This is a genomic window from Vibrio diabolicus, from assembly GCF_011801455.1.
Classification (GTDB): Bacteria; Pseudomonadota; Gammaproteobacteria; order Enterobacterales; family Vibrionaceae; genus Vibrio; species Vibrio diabolicus.
Genome location: NZ_CP042451.1, coordinates 434,843 through 452,032, shown reverse-complemented (window position 1 = coordinate 452,032; position 17,190 = coordinate 434,843). Strand labels below are relative to the sequence as shown.

The following is a 17,190-nucleotide window of genomic DNA, read 5'->3' as shown; positions in this document are numbered from 1 at the left end:
AGAAGACAAAAATTGCTCTAAATGTACCAATGCCTCGCTGTCACAGCAAGGTATTGGTACACAAACATGAGCAGAAAGCCTCAATTTCTTGCAGTTTCCTAACTTAAGGCCAAAAACCTAAGTTGTTACTGTCCGGTTAACCCTGGCTCACCACGGTAAATCACGCGATCGTTACCACGATGAATACCAAAGGTTACTACGGATGATGGGTTTTCTTCGGAGCCATCTTTATCCCAGTCGTATTTGAGCCAAGGTAAGCCATTTTTTGAATCATCAAGATCTAACCAAACGCGCGTTTGCTGACGGTATGGTTCAGCTTGAGTTGCAGTAACAGAACGAGAAGAACCTGAGGAAACGGTACCACCAGCTCCTAGTGTAACCGCTTTAGGATCAGCATCAGTACCTGTTGGCCAGATATGCGTTTCAGCGGCAGTGACACCTTTCACATCGGTTTGATTGTCATCAGGGTTGGCGATAAAGCGGCTACCATTCCAGTACTCCACTCGGAGTGGTACGCGCAATTCTTTGCCTTGGTTCCCCCCAACATCGTCTAGGTCAACACGACCGAAACGAATGTCTGGTTGTTTCCGTAGCTGCTTCACACCAATACTCACACCAGCTTTGTCTAATGATGATGAAGATAGCTCAATAGAAATAGATGTATCTGATGAATTCTCTAAGTAGTTTAAGGGGCCGTCAGGTTTAGTTACTACTTTATTCCACACCAGTCCACTAGCGCTATATTTCCCTACGCTTTGCCCTGAAACATAAGGCCCTTTACTTTCGTTCAACCAGTTACCAGTGTATGTGGACAACGCACTAAACCTACTAACATTGGCAGAGTTATTCTCGTACAAGTTGAATTTCGCGTGGTGAACTTCATCAAAATACGCATAGTTACGCAATGCACCGCCTCCTTTCGACAATGCTTCTACGTAAAACTGTTTTAACCCAAAAGGCTGCCCCATATACGTAAATGTTTGGCTATTTGGATAATCCCATATATTGTTGTACGAAGTTGTTTGATCGCTACTGTAAACATTGAATTTACCAGGGTAGAAACGCCCAACATTGAGCGTTGCATCTGTAATTTTGAATGCAGCACTGCCTAGATACGACGAATACGAATCACCATTACCCGCAGAAGGAGCAGATACGACAAACTTAAACACTCCAACATCACTCACTGATTGCTTGAATGACACACTCCCTTCGCTCCATTCGGCATCATCAGGCAACATATCAACTAGTAGAGTTGCATCAACGACACTTCCTTCATCTAGTTTATCTGGCTTTGGATAAACTAGCGTATTGGTAATTTTGATGTCAGGTTCTCGATAATTCTTAGCCTCAGCACCGCCATCCTGATAAGCCTTAACGAACATGGTGAACTCTTCCCCTGCGGGGATATAACCATCACAACCAGAAGAGCAATCACCTCGACCACTGACACTCAAGCCCAACTTCGCAGGAAAACTAACAAATGTTCGATAACTCTCAGCTTGCTTTTTGTTGGTTTCAGCTAGGACTCGAGCAGAAACTTTTAGCCGTCCTACTTCAGGGTATTCAACATTAAATACAGCTTTGCCATTTGTGCTAAAAAACACGTTAGGAATTGTTACCCAGTCATTAGGTTTAGTCATAGAGATAGCCTGTTCAAACTGACTATTTTTCCCTTTAAAGCTCACCTTAAGAGCTGGTGTGTAACTCGGTTTACTTGGCTCATCATAATCGAACTTCATTTGAATATTTCTAAATAAACCTTGGGATGGAACCTGCGATGAACTTGACTCACAAAGCATTAAATTTGGATGATAATTTGCACTTGGACTCTTTAATTTGTACTGAGTTTGCAAATCGCCAGAGTTATTAAAGAAAGGTAGTCCAGATATTTTATCTGGGATCGACAACGTGATTGAGCTTGCAAAACTGATCAAACAGCTAGGATCAAAGTCGTCTTCACCAAATAATTTACATTTAACTGGTTCTATATTAGGGGAGATAATTGATGTACGAGCAATGCCAAGCTTGGCTTGTTCCGCTCCCTCTGAGCGCACTTGTAAATTAGCACTATGTGTAAATATCAACGTATTATCTACAAGTGGCTCACCTTGCGAGTTTAACCACTGAGCGTCATGCATATCAGATAAGGTAACCTCTAACTCCTTAGGATTCGTCATCCCCTTCGGAGGATACGTCTCATCACATTCAGGGGTCATGCAAGCTGTAAGAGTTACACTTTGAGCATCGCAAACATTTCCGCTTCCATCGTAAGTGAAGCGAAAATGATCGATCTGAGGCTCTTTATTGAATCGATCTGCACATATATTAACATTGTCAACTTCATGAATGTTGGTGCTAGCCCCAGTCCCCGAAGTAATTGAAACCAAGAAGTCTTTCGGTAATTGTGGCTGACCAAACCCATCCGCTATATTAAATGGCTCTATCAAGCTTTCCCAAGCAGAACCATTAATACTGCGCTCGATGGAAACCCACACTCCACTGTTTCTCCCCACAATACCGTTCCGAGTATCTACAGTGACTCTAAATTTATGCTTATCATACGGAGATCTTCCGCCTCTTTCATCCAGCGGACCGACGTCTGTATTATTATTAATGAACTTATAGCCACCAAACCACTCTTTGGTATCTGATCCGTTCATTATTTTTTGATAACCAGCCCCACGAATGGTGACAGAATGCGGCTTTCTGCCTGGACGCGTTGCTGAGTCATCAAAACTACCTTCGTTAGAAAAATTACCGTACTCATCAATACCAAACGCAACCCACCCACCAGCAAAGCCCTCCATTCCTGGTTTGACACCGTAGCCCAGAGGCCCACCTAAAGCACCTGGAGATGGGGGAACATTTGCATCAGAAAGAACAATAGCAATACCATCACCACCAGTTCGCGTGCTGCTATGTCGTGCATAGTGGTCGAATGTTACTTGAACAACATTATCCTCAGATGGGATAGTTACTTTGAATGCTGAAGCCGTAGATTGATCGTTTTGGTTTGTGGATACGATAAATCGACCAGAATCGACATAGGGAACCGTGCTCTTTCCCCGCCCCATAACAGTCCAATTGCTCAGTGGTTTTTCAGCATCGAAGTTCTCAACCAAACACTCGACTGGTTCTGGAATAATAATTTCTGGAACCATATCAGGACACACATTTTCTAGGAAGTCTAGCGGGCAATTACCTATGTCTTGCGAGTTATCACAGTTAGGTTCATCTGCACCACAATAGATTTTTGCATTATGAAAATCATATGAATGACCAACAACAGAACCACACACACTTGAGTTCTTTACAGTTGCGTTATGACTTGCATGTATAGCATTTGTGTAAGCGTAAATGCCCCTATTTTTATTTTCTTTGGAATTGTCGAGTTTAACTTCTGAACCTCTGGAGGTAACTTGACCACATACTAGGGACTTTTTAATTTCAACTTCGTGTAAAGCTATCAAATTTCCGTAAACGGAGTTACCGCCTCCCGCCTCTTCAAGCTTTATTTCTTCGCCGAGGCTTTGGATGTCTCCAACAACCTTAGTGCCCTTTAAAACCACTTCGTGCAATGCTTCAATGTCACCGTAAACTTGATTATTCAAATTTTCTGTTTTTACAGCCCCGCCTTTACTTGTTACATCACCACGAACTACAGTCTGCTTCAATACAATGTCCCCATGAGCAACCACATCGCCTTCGATATTATTACTGTTTACCTCTGTCTTTATCTGCCCAGCGATACTGGTAACTCCACCTTTTACAGTAACTTTTGAGAGAACAATATCCTTCGCTCCCCAAATGTTACCTTCAATAACATTCCCTGTACCTTTAATCTCTATGCCATCCGTAAGACTTGTAACATTTCCTGCCACTTCTGCACTTTCAAGATACACGTAACCGTGAGACGAATAGATGAAACCATTTATGTCGATATTATTTTTTAGTTCAACACTTCCATGGGCTTCAATATTGCCGAAGAGTCGAACTTGATTTCGGCCTTTCACATTACTGGTTTTAGCAAGAATATTAATAGGGCGAATAGAGCTGCCAATTACATTTTTTCCTTTAAATTCGACATCACCATAAACTAGAATATTCATTGGCCAGTCGGAAGAAATTGACTGCCATTTATGTAGGTATAACCCGTTCGGGCAAACATAATCATTGTAACTATAATAACCATCACACAGGTTCCCTCTCGATTTCATCGTTCCCTTACTAATTGACCAATATGGTGTCATATCAAAAGTTTCAGCAGAAAAGCTCTTAAGAGAAAACAAACCAAAAAATAAAGCAGCAATTATTTTTCTTTTCATTATTCTAATCCTTAATCCAAACCTCTTGTCTGCGTTCAACCAAGCTCAATCCAGAACCACACTGGACTGCGGCTTCGATACGATAAAATGTTTGGCTATCTAACTTTTTATCGCCCCCGTCACACACAAGCGAAACTAATCGGCAGCTTCCGTAATCAATGCTCTCTGAGCTTGGCGCTTTACCATTGACTTTATTACTGCAATTGCTTCCCACATCTGGTTTTTCATCGTTAAGTGGGTATATTTCAGTGAGTGCCCACTCTATTGAAGATTGAGCGTAAAACCATGCTTGTGTCCCTAAAAACTCACGAGTCATTGAGTTTTGATTAGACCAATTGGTCTTTGTGAGCGTCGCTCCTAGATATCCCATAACAACAATCACGAACAAGCATACAATGAGTACATTTCCACTGTTTTTCTGTTTATGGGACATTTAACACCTGCACATCTTGTTGGTAGGTACTAACTTCACCATTTTGTTCAAAAGCAAATTTGAGATAGACAATCCCACCAGTCTGTAAACTCACATTCGTGTAATCAAATTGACTGTCACCTGCCACAATATTTTCAACAACAGTGCCATTGCGAGTTAAGCGATTAGTATGAGCCCCGGCTTTGACAATGCAGTATTCAACTTTGGTTGCTAACTGATATAGATAAATACGATGAGCGATCGAGTCACTAGGTAAAGATCCCGTTAAGCTAAAGCGATAAAAATTGGCATTACCATTGCTATCATCACCATTTAAAGGAAGGTCACTATTAATTAAGTGATTACTCACAGCGCCTGATATCAAATCGTCATAGCGTGTAGGATTTATGACAAAGCGTATCTCCTCGGAGGCTTTTAATGTATCTCCTAGAACGTTTTCCCCAGTGATAAAAAGCAGATCGTTGCTGGTTGGTTCTTGAAAGTAATAACCGGAATTTAAAGTTGGAACAAACGACAGGCAGGATTCGTTCGCCGTGTTTGTCATTGCAAAACTATTGGGAACGGCGTGTCTAATTTCACGCGCCATTTTTTCTAGCACAAATTGAGCTTGGGTCTGAATTCTTTGTCTTGAACTCGCATCAACATACCCTTTCATCCCAACTTGAACATAACCCGCAATCCCCAGCATGATGATGCTACCAATAACAATGGTCAGCACGAGTTCTATGAGAGTGAAACCTCTTTGACTCATTAATAATTACCTCTGTAACCAACCAATGAAATCGCTAACGAGGAACCAGCAAATATATCCAGCTTCACTTGCTTCATTTTAGGAACACTTCCTTCGAGCTCTGTCGTTTCTACCGCAACCTCTACACGAAAATTGACATAACTACTGTCTGCACTATTACCGACAACATCTGAGAGTTGGTATTTTTCGATCCCTGACGGACAACTATTCTGAGTATTTTCGGTGTACCAACAACCAATATAGTCATCAACGTCATTAAAAGCAGAGGGCGAAGTCTCTCCATCTCTTCCAAGAGGTGAGCAAGCGTCTGCCCCGCTTTCGCCGCAGCGGAGCATGCCACCATTGTCATCATAATAATGGTCAAAATTGCGGGCCAAAATTTGCGACATCATACTATGCCCTAAAGCAATGGCTCGACTTTGATAATGGGAGGTGGAAGCATCTTTAATTTGTGGTATCAATGCTGTCGAAAACATCACCATTGCGATTCCCATCAAGACGATCGCAATAATCATCTCAATAAGCGTCATTCCTCGAAGCGTTTTTTTGCATTTCATCGTCATGAACAGCCACCTTTACTTACGTAGCCTTGCTCATTAATTGTGACCGTACAGGTTTGAGAGCTATTGTTTTCGCTAATAGAGATAGTGACCGAAGAAGGGGTCGGATTTCCTAGAAGATCAAATTTAACCTCTTGAACAGGAGAAAAAGTAACACTGCTGTCTTCGACCCAATCACTACGACTACTGGACTGAGATGAGCAAGAGGCTTTTGAACCAATACAATTGGTTGCTATGGATAGAATAAAATCGTTATTTCCTACCGCACTACTGACATTTGATTGCATGCGATTCACCTGGACTTGGCGAACAACAGAAATGACTTGATCTTGAATTGCGACGGCAGAAATACCAGTGCGTATAAATCGACTGGATGCATAAAGCGATAATATAGAGAGGATGACGATTACCATGATCAGCTCAATGAGAGTAAAACCTGATATCGTTGAGCGCGACTTCATACTGAGGAACCTTCGGCTTACAACAAGCGATTAAATTATAAGCAAAAAAGCATGGTGATTTTGGACTAAAATCACACTTCTTTTACGTAGCAAACAAGATTGCTCTAGGTTAGTTTTTCGATCTATCGATTTCTTCTTCAATCCGATCGTAAGTTTCTTTATTGCTCAGCGTTTCAGAAACGTGCTCGGCGGTTTGCTTAGTTTGCTCCCACTTTGCTTCGTAAGTTTCTGGCTCGAAGCTGATAAATCTTGGTAATACCACATAACCGATCACACCTAAGATAATCAGCACAACGACAAACTCTATCGCACTAAGACCCGATGTTTTACGCATATGAACTATTCCGAGATTAATCAAAATAAAGAGAAAAAGGCCAGACTAGCTGGCCTTTTCAATTAGATTAAGCGCCACAGCCAGAGCCTAACACAAGCTCAGTTGAAGCAGCAGCAGAACTTTGTGCTTGATTATATTTCACCACACATGTCGCTGTATTATCAGCTGCTCCTTTGAAACTAAATGTAATACTCTCACTACCCTCATCTGTCACGCTTGACACCTTTTTCCAGTCACCAGTGGTTGCATCTAGACCATTAACCGCTTTCATAATACCTGTCTCATCTGCCGTAGGAAAACCATACGCAACCGTAATATCATCAACTTTAACATCATCACCTGCTGCTTTAGCTTCAATACCATCAATTGCAGCCTTACCATAAACAATGCCTGCCGCACCATCAATAGCGCCTTTTAGGCCTTGAAGCGAAGATTTACGAGCATCATCTTGCAGGTTAAGGAAACGTGGCGCTGCAGTTACCGCTAGAATACCTAGGATTACAATTACCACTACCAATTCGATAAGGGTGAAACCACCTTGTCTTTTCATTGTTTACTCTCTCTATGTAAGCATGCAGTACAACTGCAAAGTTTCGTTTAGGTCACGCGACCATTTTGGATATTGTCAAAACGGTTTGGGGCAGCAACGTTCACTAAAACTGACCGTGAAGTGGATACTGTATCTACCGCTTGAGCAGAATGACGATTCGCCATTATTCAGTTCATGCTGCAATGAGAAAAACACATTATTGTTTACCCTCTATTACAGCGTCTTACTTATGGTAATGATTGCATTATACCGACTTTCATTACCAATTATAGTGATTAGGTGTCAAAAAATTCACTCCGCCGACATTTCGACGTCTATTTTCAGTTGATTAGCTGTTGAAATAACTACAATCGACTGACCATTTTCATAAGTATAGTGACAGACATAACGATCAGTTTTGATGGCTCCACTGATATCTATTAACTTATTGGTCATTATTTTACGTTGTGGATAATGCACTGCTAGCCAATAACCACAATCTAAAACACCTTGTTGAGTAAAGGGAGACACTAGCCCGCCCTCAGTCATGGTGAGATTAAAACCATCCATCAGCATATGTTCTGGCTCGCCTTTTACGAGCCAAGCTTGACGATAACGCTGAACACTATCTTGCATCCAAACTCTCGCCAACTTCGCTCCGGTCACTTGCGCCTGCTCGGTAACAGGACGTAATTTGACCGCCAAGCCAACAGCAATGATGGTAGCAATTACCCCAAAAACGATTAGCGTCGCTCGACTTTGATTTTCAACCACCTATTAGCCGCCTTTGATGATGTCTAGCATTCCCCACATTGGCAGGAAGATACCCAGTGCTAGCACCATGACCATGCCGGCGACAATCACCAAAAGTAGCGGTTCTATTCTTGCGGTTAGTGTTTTTAGATCGTAATCAACTTCTCTATCGTAAAAATCCGACACTTCTAGCAGCAGCTCATCAATACGACCGGTTTCTTCCCCTACTGCAATCATCTGAATCACCAAAGGGGTAAAGATTTTACTGTTGATGGCAGTCACTGAGATGGTGCTACCCGCTTCAATCGCGGATTTCATCTCAAGAATTCGATTTTCTAAAAAGCGGTTCCCCAGAGCTTCCCCGGCTAAAGCTAAAGACTGGTTAAGTGGAACGCCTGACTTAAGCATCAACGAGAAGGTTCTGGCAAAACGGGAAAGCTGCGCGCGATTAACGATATCGCCCACAATTGGAAGCCGAAGCCGAAACTTATCGAACTTTTCCCGACCATCAGCCGTCGCCACCCAGGCTCTGAAAACCGCAAACGCGCCAATCATTGCCACAATCAACAACACCCAATAATTAACAAAGAAATTAGAAGTAGCGATCAAAATACGCGTCGGCAGTGGTAACTCAACACCAAAGCGCGTAAACATCGATGCAAACTCAGGGATCACCAAGATATTCAATATAAACATGGCGATAGTGATAAAGATAATGACAAACGTCGGATAACGCATCGCCGCTTTGATGCGTTTACGAGTCTCGAGTTCCTGCTCGTAGTAATTCGCCAGTTGCAATAGTGCTTGATCGAGTCGACCCGTATTCTCACCTACGTTGATCATAGAAACGAACAGTGGGCTGAATACTTTGCTGTGTTGCTGCATCGCAGAAGACAAACCTCGGCCATTACTCAGTTCAGAAACGACATCTTCCAGTGCCTCTTTGAGCTGTTTGTTTTCACAATTTTGCAGCAGGCCACGCATAGAACGCAGCAACGGTACGCCCGCTTTAGTTAAGCTAAACAACTGGCGAGAGAAAAGAATGATCACTTCCAATGGAATGGCTGGCACAAATAGCTTAGACAAGCTCATTTGGCTTTTTGCCGACTCTTTCTCTAACCGCACATTTAGCGGGATGATCCCTTTGTTCATCAACGCTTCCGCTGCAGCTTCTGAGTTCACTGCCTCGATTTTGCCGTTAGTGGATGAGCCGTCTAGAGTACGACCTTGATAACGAAAAGTTGGCATTCACTTACCTATATGAAAATGGGATCAGTCTTACCAGAAGCGTCACCTTCACCTAGGGTCATCACTTCATCCAAGCTGACGGTGCCTTGCAGCGCCAGTTCCATCGCCGAGGCAAGCAGCGGCTTATAGTTTTCTGAGCGACGCGCGGCTTGGGCAAAGCCAACCGCATCATTGGCGCGCAGTTTATCCATCATTTCTTGCTCCAGTTCGAGCATTTCAAACACACCGATTCGGCCTCGATAGCCAGTCAAGTTACAGTTTTGACAGCCTGCACCTTTATAAAAAGTGGTGCCCACTTGATTTGAGAAACGCCCAGCTAACCACTGTTGGCGTGACTCGTCTAGATGGTCTTCTGTTTTGCAATCTGGACAAACACGGCGAACAAGACGCTGCGCCACCACGGCTCTGACCGCACTGGCAACCAAGTAACCCGGTGCGCCCATATCGATCATGCGTAACGCACTGTCGACAGCATCATTGGTGTGAAGAGTGCTCAATACTAAGTGACCCGTTAGTGCAGCTCGCAGACCAATTTCTACCGTTTCTTGGTCACGCATCTCACCGACAAGAATGATATCTGGGTCTTGACGCAAGAAGGTTCGAAGCACACGCGAGAAAGTCAGATCGATCTTACTGTTTACCTGTACCTGAGTGGTGCGAGGCAGACGGTATTCGACCGGATCTTCTGCTGTAATGATCTTTTTCCCTGGCTCGTTGAGCTCACTTAATGCGCCGTAAAGCGTGGTGGTTTTACCTGAACCTGTCGGCCCCGTCACCAAGATCATGCCGTGCGGACGAGCCAACTGTCGACGTAAACGAGCAAGCAAATCTGGCGGCAAACCTGACTCTTCTAATGGACGCAAACCAGCAGACTGGTTAAGCAGACGCATTACTACGGACTCCCCGTATTGCGTTGGTAGCGTCGACATACGAATATCGATTGATTGACCACGCACTTTGATATTGAATCGGCCATCTTGTGGCAAGCGCTTCTCAGAGATGTCTAGGTGCGCCATCAACTTCAATCGAAGAACCAAAGCCGATGCGATATTCACTTCATTCAGGATGGTTTCATGCAGTACACCATCAATACGCTGACGTAAGCGCAAAATCTGATCGTCTGGCTCAATATGAATATCCGATGCCCCGACTTGTACCGCATCTTCAAACATGGAATTAACCAGCTTTACAACGGTAACTTCCTCACTGTCGGTTCCATCAATACCGTAATCGAAGCTTTGCTCGTCTTTATGCTCTTCATGCAACTGTTCCGCGAAAGAAGCGATCTCTTTAGTGCGGCGATAATAGCGGTCAAAGCTTGAAATGAGTTGGCGCTCTGAAGCCACAATGAACTCAAGGTTGTATTCACCTAGCAAATTCATCAGTGACTCTTGGATGAACAAATCCGCAGGGTCACTCATGGCAACGCGCAACGTGTCCCCATTTCGAGCAACGACCATCGCACGTAAGCGACGTGCGTGTACCTCAGGTAGAATCTGTACCGCTTCCGCATCCACAGGGGCGCGACCAAGATCGATCAATGGCAAACCAAGTTGTTGGGACAAGAAGTCCAACATTTGCTTCTCAGTAATAAAGCCGAGATCAATTAACGCATCGCCTAGCTTCTGCCCGGTACTACGTTGTGCGTTTAGTGCTTGCTGGATTTGTTCTTCAGAGACGATGCCTTCTTCAACCAGAAGATCGCCTAAGCGTTTTCTCAACTGAATTTTCATTGTGCATTCTCCAGCTGTTTCAAGATGCTCAAACGGTCACGAATAAACGCTTGCGATTGATTCGAAATGCCAACTTTACCCAGAGCTTGGTTGTAAGAGTTGATCGCGGCGGTAAACGTCAGCGCGCGCTCTTGTTGAATCGCTAAACCTAGCCACCAGCGCGCATTTTCCGGCTCACGTTGAGTAAGGAGTTGATAACTCTCAAGCGCAATATCATTCTGCTTGTGTTTTTGTGCCAATGCCGCACGCATCGCCAAGTAATCTCGACTTGGTCTTGGAGGCAAATGCACAAGCGGACTCAGCGCCGCTTCAGGTTGATTAGCTTTCACTAACAACTTAGACAAGGCCAAACGAAGTACTTGGTTGTTCGTGTCAAGGTTGATCCCTTCTTGGATAATCTCATACGCTTTACGCGTGTCGCCTTTGCCAAAGTACAACGCCGATAATTTTTGACGCGTGTCTGCATTCATTGGCTCATAACGTAACGCCTCAGCATAAGCCGACAACGCCGTTTGCATATCGTTAGCATCCAGTGCTTTTTCCGCTCGGCTAACCGCTTTAAGAGATAACTGGCGGTGCGTCAGCTCAACCTGCTCAATACGCATTGAACTGTTTTCTGCTGTCGTGCGGGTTACGTGATTAGATTGCTCATCGCTTGGCATCGTTGCCACTTGCGCGAGTAGCACTGCATCTTCAGAGACCGCATTTACCTCCGCTCTTGGCGTGAACCTATCAGTCTCAGGCATATGAAGCTGTTGCGCTGCCGGTTGTGTCACTGGCTTCGTGTAAACCACATGGGCTGTCTCGGGCGTCATTTTACTCGTTGGCGAATGAGTACGCTCTGATGATGTGATTGACGAAGCATTCACTGACGACAATGGCATGGTTTCTGTTTGAACAGATGAAAGCTCGCCTGAAGGGATAGGACCGCGAGAGACCGCCCAGCCGCCCACCGCAAGGCTTAACGAGAAACCAGCAACGAGCCAAAGCCAAGGTTTACTGCGTGAAACGTTGGGAATGTCCGCACGAGTAAGCTCTGACGGTGATGTTTTTTCAGCGAGTTCTGATAATGCTTTATTGATGGCACTCAAGGTTGACTCCATCCCCAAAATACGGGTGTTTTAAACTTAGGTTTACGGGCATCAAACGTATCGTGCATAGCTGCGTAAACGTGATGATTTTTTAATAGTGTGCAACGATCATTAAATGCCGCAAGCAACGACTTGTGGCTAATTTGGTTGATCAAACGTGGAATCCCCATGGATGAACGCCAAATCGCTTTTTTCTGCTCAATAGAAAAAATGTGCGCTCCATTGCCTGCCTTGTCTAAACGATTATTGATGTAAGCCACGCCTTCATCGATAGAAAGAGGACGCAGCTGACAACTAAACGTAATACGTTGACGAAACTGCCTTAGCTCGTGGCTGGCTAACCGCTCATCCAACTCAGGTTGTCCGAATAACACCAGTTGAATGAGTTTATCTTGTTCCGTTTCTAGGTTACCGAACAGACGCAATGTTTCTAAAGCTTGTGGAGAAAGAGCTTGCGCTTCATCGACGATCAAGACGGTTTTCTTTCCCGCAGAATGCACTTGAATCAGGTGTTCTTGAATGAGAGAAACAATACGTAGCGGGTCATCGTTCTCGATGCCTAACTCTCTGGCGACAGCAAACTGCAACTGCTCTCCATTCAAAACTGGATTAGGTAAGTAAATCAGCTCGACTTCAGATTCAATCTGCTCAATTAACTTACGACACACCATGGTTTTTCCGGTGCCGACTTCTCCCGTCACCTTAATCACCCCTTCTCCCATTTGCACAGCGGCTAAAATGGTTTGGATCGCCTCATAGTGAGGGACTAACCCCAAGAACATTTCTGTGTTTGGGGTTAACGAAAAAGGCTGAACTCGAAATCCAAAATGTGACAAGTACATACTCGAATCACAAACTCATTGAAAAACGGAACCTTTCCCCGCGCTTATTGCGCATCTGGGAACCACTCTTGCAGCAGATCACGAGAGCGCTCTAGCTCTTTCTGCCAAGAGTTCACACCAACTACGGTCGGTTTTAGCAAGATGACCAATTCTGTTTTCTCAGTCACGTTATTTACGTTGCGGAACAAATGCCCCAATGCGGGCACATCGCCTAAGAATGGGACTTTAGAAACAAGCTCACGATTTTGCTGTTTCATCAAACCGCCGATAACCACAACATCGCCATCTTTAGCACGAATAACCGAGTCAGATTCACGAATAGAGCTTTTTGCCAATGGCAATTGGATGTTTTGGAACTCACCGCCCAAGTTCAATTTCTTCACTTCTTCCGAGACTTCAATAACCGCAGGGTGAACATGGAGGAACACATTGCCTTTGTTATCAATTTGCGGAGTCACATCGAGAGAGATACCTGAGAAGAACGGTGTTAATTCCACTTCTGGAACGGCATTTGAATTTTCACCGTTGCCTGCATTGCTCGATAACTCGGTAACAAAATACTCATCGGTACCCACTTTGATGACCGACTTTTGGTTGTTGGCTGCGGTAATACGAGGGCTCGAAAGAACGTTCAAGTCACCTTGCGTAGACATAAAACTCAACACAGCATTGAAGTTGCCATCAGAGATAGTCACGTTGGTTTGGCCGCCCAATAGCGTGCCAATCGCATCCAACGGTGGTAATGCCGACGCTGGACGGTTCACTACGACACTACCCGAGTTACCAATTGACGCCGATAAGTTCGACCAGTTGATGCCTTGTTGGTAGCCATCATTCAACGTCACTTCTAGAATTTTAGCTTCAAGAATGACCTGACGCTGCATGCGCTCCTGCGATACACCTAAGAACTCACGGACTTCTCGAATATCATCTGGAAACGCTCGAACCGTAATCACTCCTGCTTGTGGTGTTACGACAACACTTTGTCCTTTGCCTGAACCAATTAGATTCGCAACGGCTTGCTGCAGCATCGGCCAGAAGTCACTTTCAGTGATGGTTTCGATGCGCGTACCGCCCGTAGAAGTCGTCGAGCTATCGCCGCTGTTACTTCCATTGTCAGAGTCTGAGGAGTTAGAACTGTCTGAGCTACCGCCAGAATTAGACGTACCAGCCGAGGTCACTGAGCCCGTGACAATGCTCGTCAATGATCGACCAGAGCGTTTGAACTGGAGGTAATCAACAGGAATGGTTACCGTACGCATACCAGCAGGGTAGATTTGAATAACTTTGCCAGACTTCACCACATCATAGCCATACATGTTCTGTACAACGCTCAGGACTTCATCCAACGTAACATCTGACAAGTTGACGGTGATATTACCTTGTACCGCTGGATGAATCGCCACGCTGTACTCAGTGCCTTTGACTAGAGAGGCAAAAAAGCTTCGTGCATCGACCGCATTCGCTTGAATACGGAAACGCTTCGAGGTGCCTTGCTCTGAAGCAACATTCGAGTCTAAGTTAGGCATCAGGTCCGCTTCGACAGAAGAAGGAATTTCTTCTAACGTGCGGCTGTTCGCTTGATTGATAGATTCATTGAGTGCTTCTTTGACTTCCACGGGGTCACGGTGACCCATTGAACATCCCATTAAAGAAGCAATCGTTATTCCTACAACTAATTTGCGCATATCTGATCAGGCTCTGGTTATTATTTTTTTACGTTTAAACCAAAAAGCTCTAGGTCCCACTGACGGTTACCACGCTTTAAAGTTACAAATTCACTATTAATGCTCGCGACGCGATAACCCTTAAATAGCTCGCCTTTTTCAACAAGCTTGTTATCCATAATCGCGACACAAGCAGTACTTGGCTTACACACAATACTGTTGAGCGTAGGCAGTCGGTACTGTTTTGCTTTTGGTTTCGCTGACGTTTCAACCGCAGGCTTTTCCCAGCCAAGTGGTGCCGTTGGATCTTGGTTCGCCCAAGCGGTTCCTGTCGCAGCCATGACAAGCAATGAGATGATGAGTTTTTTAACCACCAATAAACTCCTCTCGAGATCCTAGTGTGTAGACTTCCAACACAAGCTTCGCTTTCGGGTACTCTTCGACTTTGTAACTAAAGCTGCGCCAATAATAACTGGCAGGAAGGCTCTCCAACTTATTTAGATAATTGGCAATAGAAAAGTAGTCGCCAGTCAGCTCCATGCGTACAGGGTGCACGTAGTAACCAGAGTATTGCGATGCTTCTTTATCTTCCGTAATTGGCTCAGATGGCAAAGTTTGCAAAGACAAAAGGTGAATGCCACTTTGCTGCTCTAATACATTTTCCAGCAGCTCAGCCATTTGCGAAGGTGTAATAAGGTGTTCGATGATCTCCGCTAGCTGCATCGAAAGGTGCTGACTTTCTGTTAGCAGGTTAGATATCGCGCGATCAATCTCAGCGTTTGGATCTTTCTTCAGCTGCGCTTGAATACGTAGCGTGTCGATTTCAATCTTTTGATTGGCTTGCTTTAAATTGCTTAGTTGCCTCTCATTACTGATGATCTCGTTAAGCTTTGGTTCCAGTACCAGCGTAAAAAGCAACATGATCACGACAACTAAACCACACAGCGCGATAAGCACTTTTTCACGCGCGCTCATTTCGCCAAAGCGCTCTTCTAATGAGATCCAGAATTCGTTCATTTCTCTTTATCCTCGCGCGTTTTTAGTTCAAACGTCACAATATCCTTATCATTTCGGCCAATTTTGACGTCGTCAAATGTCCGGCCAACCAAGCTAATTTCATTTTTAAATTGGTTAACCCAACTTGGTACTGAGCTCGGCTTTTTCGCCAGTCCCTTCAGATCTAAGGTATGGTTATTGATTCGAATTTCGGACAAAGAAATTTCTTGGTTTCCTAGCTTAGCTAATGATTGCATAACGCCAGAGTAACCCGTGCGCTGCGAGTCATCGTATTTCCCGACGGCTTTAAGCGAGTCTCGCTTCGCCTTGACTTCACGCTCTAAGCGGGCTTTAGCTGCCAGCTTATTATTGTCGGGTTGATGCTTACGTAGCTTGACTTGATAGCGTTCAAGCTCTGACTTCATGATATCGCCTTTGCTTTTTACAATAGCAATTTCATCTTCTAAACCACTGCTCTGCCAAGTCACATAGCCGTAAGAGAGTAGAATGGCCGCAGCCGCGACACCCCAAGATAACGCGATATTTCTTAGTGTCAGGAGCTCTTTTTTCGGCTTTAAGTAATCAGGGTATAAGTTAACGCGTCGAGTATTAGAAGCCGCAGCAGCATCTGCTAAAACGTGTCCTGATAGCTCATGTTCTGGTGGTAATAACAGAGAGACTTTAGTGCTTAAACGGTAGTTTAGAGACTGAACAAGCTCACTCTCATCCTCCTCATCACAACACACTTTCAATTGATGCAGCTGCACATGGCGCAACTGAGAAGAAAGATAATCAATCGAACGTTGCAGTTCTAACGAGAGGCTATCCATCTGTAACTCGCTAGACGGAACACCCGTTAACGGTGGCGTCACACTGCGAATCGAACGATGGAACGCGATAGTATTTTCGACAAAAGCGCTAATACGGAAGTGACCACGCACACTGCGTTGTAATAATAGGAAGTTACCTAGCTCACCTGCGGTCTCTCCCCAAATGTCGTCTTCAGGAAGAACAGCTTCTAATGGCAACTGGGCGCGACTGGCCAGTAACACGATCTTATCCAACATTTTTCGTGATAAGACGTAAGCTTGCACTTTGGTTGAATTGGGTAGCTCTACCGCATCGGCAATAATGTCAACGGCACGCTCAGAGATCAATTCTTTCAACAAAAACGGTAATGCTGCAGGCCATTCTTGGCGCGGCATGACAGGTTTGTCGATTTGATACATCTGATAATAGTTATGAGAAAGGACAACCGTTAGAGAATCATACGCACTCGCAGCAACGCTCAATGCTTGCTCTACGGCTTTCTCCCAATTGGATTCAGAAATATCAAATTGGTATGGGCGACCACTTTTTATTGAAGATGATAAATAAACGGCGTCTGGCTGAATAACCAAAAAGCAGGAACGACCACCACCAGATGATCGTTTGAGCTTGTCGAGTAGTGCTTTGAAATCCATG

General features: G+C 44.5%; 16 protein-coding genes. All 16 read right to left on the bottom strand.

The window, feature by feature from the left end; genetic code table 11:
- Positions 1-125 precede the first annotated feature (125 nt).
- Positions 126-4,328, bottom strand: coding sequence for a DUF6701 domain-containing protein (locus FR741_RS02155; RefSeq protein WP_233059794.1), 4,203 nt, complete (start codon positions 4,326-4,328; stop codon positions 126-128).
- Positions 4,329-4,332: 4 nt separating this feature from the next.
- A complete protein-coding gene (locus tag FR741_RS02150) occupies positions 4,333-4,761 on the bottom strand; it encodes an MSHA biogenesis protein MshP (protein ID WP_167426221.1) in 429 nt (142 codons plus the stop codon).
- The gene (locus tag FR741_RS02145; RefSeq protein ID WP_167426220.1) at positions 4,751-5,512 is read right to left on the bottom strand and encodes a PilW family protein; all 762 of its coding nucleotides are present in this window, start codon (positions 5,510-5,512) and stop codon (positions 4,751-4,753) included. Before FR741_RS02145 ends, FR741_RS02150 begins: the two co-directional genes overlap by 11 nt.
- Positions 5,512-6,075, bottom strand: a complete 564-nt coding sequence (locus FR741_RS02140; RefSeq protein ID WP_167426219.1) for a type IV pilus modification PilV family protein — start codon at positions 6,073-6,075, stop codon at positions 5,512-5,514. Before FR741_RS02140 ends, FR741_RS02145 begins: the two co-directional genes overlap by 1 nt.
- Positions 6,072-6,533 carry a type II secretion system protein gene (locus FR741_RS02135; protein WP_167426218.1) on the bottom strand — a complete coding sequence of 154 codons (462 nt, stop codon included), beginning with the start codon at positions 6,531-6,533 and terminating at the stop codon, positions 6,072-6,074. The genes FR741_RS02140 and FR741_RS02135 overlap by 4 nt, the downstream gene beginning before the upstream one ends.
- 109 nt (positions 6,534-6,642) lie before the next feature.
- The gene (locus FR741_RS02130) at positions 6,643-6,867 is read right to left on the bottom strand and encodes a type II secretion system protein (protein ID WP_167426217.1); all 225 of its coding nucleotides are present in this window, start codon (positions 6,865-6,867) and stop codon (positions 6,643-6,645) included.
- Positions 6,868-6,934: 67 nt separating this feature from the next.
- A complete protein-coding gene (locus tag FR741_RS02125) occupies positions 6,935-7,417 on the bottom strand; it encodes a type II secretion system protein (protein WP_167426216.1) in 483 nt (160 codons plus the stop codon).
- 291 nt (positions 7,418-7,708) lie between these two features.
- Positions 7,709-8,170, bottom strand: a complete 462-nt coding sequence (locus tag FR741_RS02120) for a hypothetical protein (protein ID WP_005397399.1) — start codon at positions 8,168-8,170, stop codon at positions 7,709-7,711.
- 3 nt (positions 8,171-8,173) lie between these two features.
- Positions 8,174-9,397, bottom strand: a complete 1,224-nt coding sequence (locus FR741_RS02115) for a type II secretion system F family protein (RefSeq protein ID WP_048626840.1) — start codon at positions 9,395-9,397, stop codon at positions 8,174-8,176.
- A gap of 8 nt (positions 9,398-9,405) precedes the next feature.
- Entirely contained in the window at positions 9,406-11,130 is a 1,725-nt protein-coding gene (locus tag FR741_RS02110) for a GspE/PulE family protein (RefSeq protein WP_167426215.1), read from the bottom strand.
- The gene (locus FR741_RS02105; protein ID WP_174856086.1) at positions 11,127-12,221 is read right to left on the bottom strand and encodes a tetratricopeptide repeat protein; all 1,095 of its coding nucleotides are present in this window, start codon (positions 12,219-12,221) and stop codon (positions 11,127-11,129) included. The genes FR741_RS02110 and FR741_RS02105 overlap by 4 nt, the downstream gene beginning before the upstream one ends.
- Complete coding sequence (locus FR741_RS02100; RefSeq protein WP_046873590.1) at positions 12,218-13,063, bottom strand: ExeA family protein; 846 nt, start codon at positions 13,061-13,063, stop codon at positions 12,218-12,220. Before FR741_RS02100 ends, FR741_RS02105 begins: the two co-directional genes overlap by 4 nt.
- Positions 13,064-13,107: 44 nt before the next feature.
- The gene (mshL, locus tag FR741_RS02095) at positions 13,108-14,751 is read right to left on the bottom strand and encodes a pilus (MSHA type) biogenesis protein MshL (RefSeq protein ID WP_167426213.1); all 1,644 of its coding nucleotides are present in this window, start codon (positions 14,749-14,751) and stop codon (positions 13,108-13,110) included.
- Positions 14,752-14,771: 20 nt separating this feature from the next.
- Positions 14,772-15,104 (bottom strand): hypothetical protein, encoded by a 333-nt coding sequence (locus tag FR741_RS02090; RefSeq protein WP_012841368.1) that lies wholly within the window; start codon positions 15,102-15,104, stop codon positions 14,772-14,774.
- Entirely contained in the window at positions 15,097-15,747 is a 651-nt protein-coding gene (gene gspM, locus FR741_RS02085; protein WP_054868338.1) for a type II secretion system protein GspM, read from the bottom strand. Before gspM ends, FR741_RS02090 begins: the two co-directional genes overlap by 8 nt.
- Positions 15,744-17,189: an MSHA biogenesis protein MshI gene (locus FR741_RS02080; RefSeq protein ID WP_167426212.1), complete on the bottom strand. Its 1,446-nt coding sequence runs from the start codon at positions 17,187-17,189 to the stop codon at positions 15,744-15,746. The genes gspM and FR741_RS02080 overlap by 4 nt, the downstream gene beginning before the upstream one ends.
- Position 17,190: the final 1 nt, after the last annotated feature.

Coding starts and splice junctions, on each gene's coding strand:
- FR741_RS02100 (WP_046873590.1), bottom strand. CDS start 13,063: ATGTACTTGTCACATTTTGGATTTCGAGTTCAGCCTTTTTCGTTAACC.
- mshL (WP_167426213.1), bottom strand. CDS start 14,751: ATGCGCAAATTAGTTGTAGGAATAACGATTGCTTCTTTAATGGGATGT.
- FR741_RS02145 (WP_167426220.1), bottom strand. CDS start 5,512: ATGAGTCAAAGAGGTTTCACTCTCATAGAACTCGTGCTGACCATTGTT.
- FR741_RS02125 (WP_167426216.1), bottom strand. CDS start 7,417: ATGAAAAGACAAGGTGGTTTCACCCTTATCGAATTGGTAGTGGTAATT.
- FR741_RS02135 (WP_167426218.1), bottom strand. CDS start 6,533: ATGAAGTCGCGCTCAACGATATCAGGTTTTACTCTCATTGAGCTGATC.
- FR741_RS02080 (WP_167426212.1), bottom strand. CDS start 17,189: ATGGATTTCAAAGCACTACTCGACAAGCTCAAACGATCATCTGGTGGT.
- FR741_RS02140 (WP_167426219.1), bottom strand. CDS start 6,075: ATGACGATGAAATGCAAAAAAACGCTTCGAGGAATGACGCTTATTGAG.
- FR741_RS02110 (WP_167426215.1), bottom strand. CDS start 11,130: ATGAAAATTCAGTTGAGAAAACGCTTAGGCGATCTTCTGGTTGAAGAA.
- FR741_RS02150 (WP_167426221.1), bottom strand. CDS start 4,761: ATGTCCCATAAACAGAAAAACAGTGGAAATGTACTCATTGTATGCTTG.
- gspM (WP_054868338.1), bottom strand. CDS start 15,747: ATGAACGAATTCTGGATCTCATTAGAAGAGCGCTTTGGCGAAATGAGC.
- FR741_RS02155 (WP_233059794.1), bottom strand. CDS start 4,328: ATGAAAAGAAAAATAATTGCTGCTTTATTTTTTGGTTTGTTTTCTCTT.
- FR741_RS02130 (WP_167426217.1), bottom strand. CDS start 6,867: ATGCGTAAAACATCGGGTCTTAGTGCGATAGAGTTTGTCGTTGTGCTG.
- FR741_RS02115 (WP_048626840.1), bottom strand. CDS start 9,397: ATGCCAACTTTTCGTTATCAAGGTCGTACTCTAGACGGCTCATCCACT.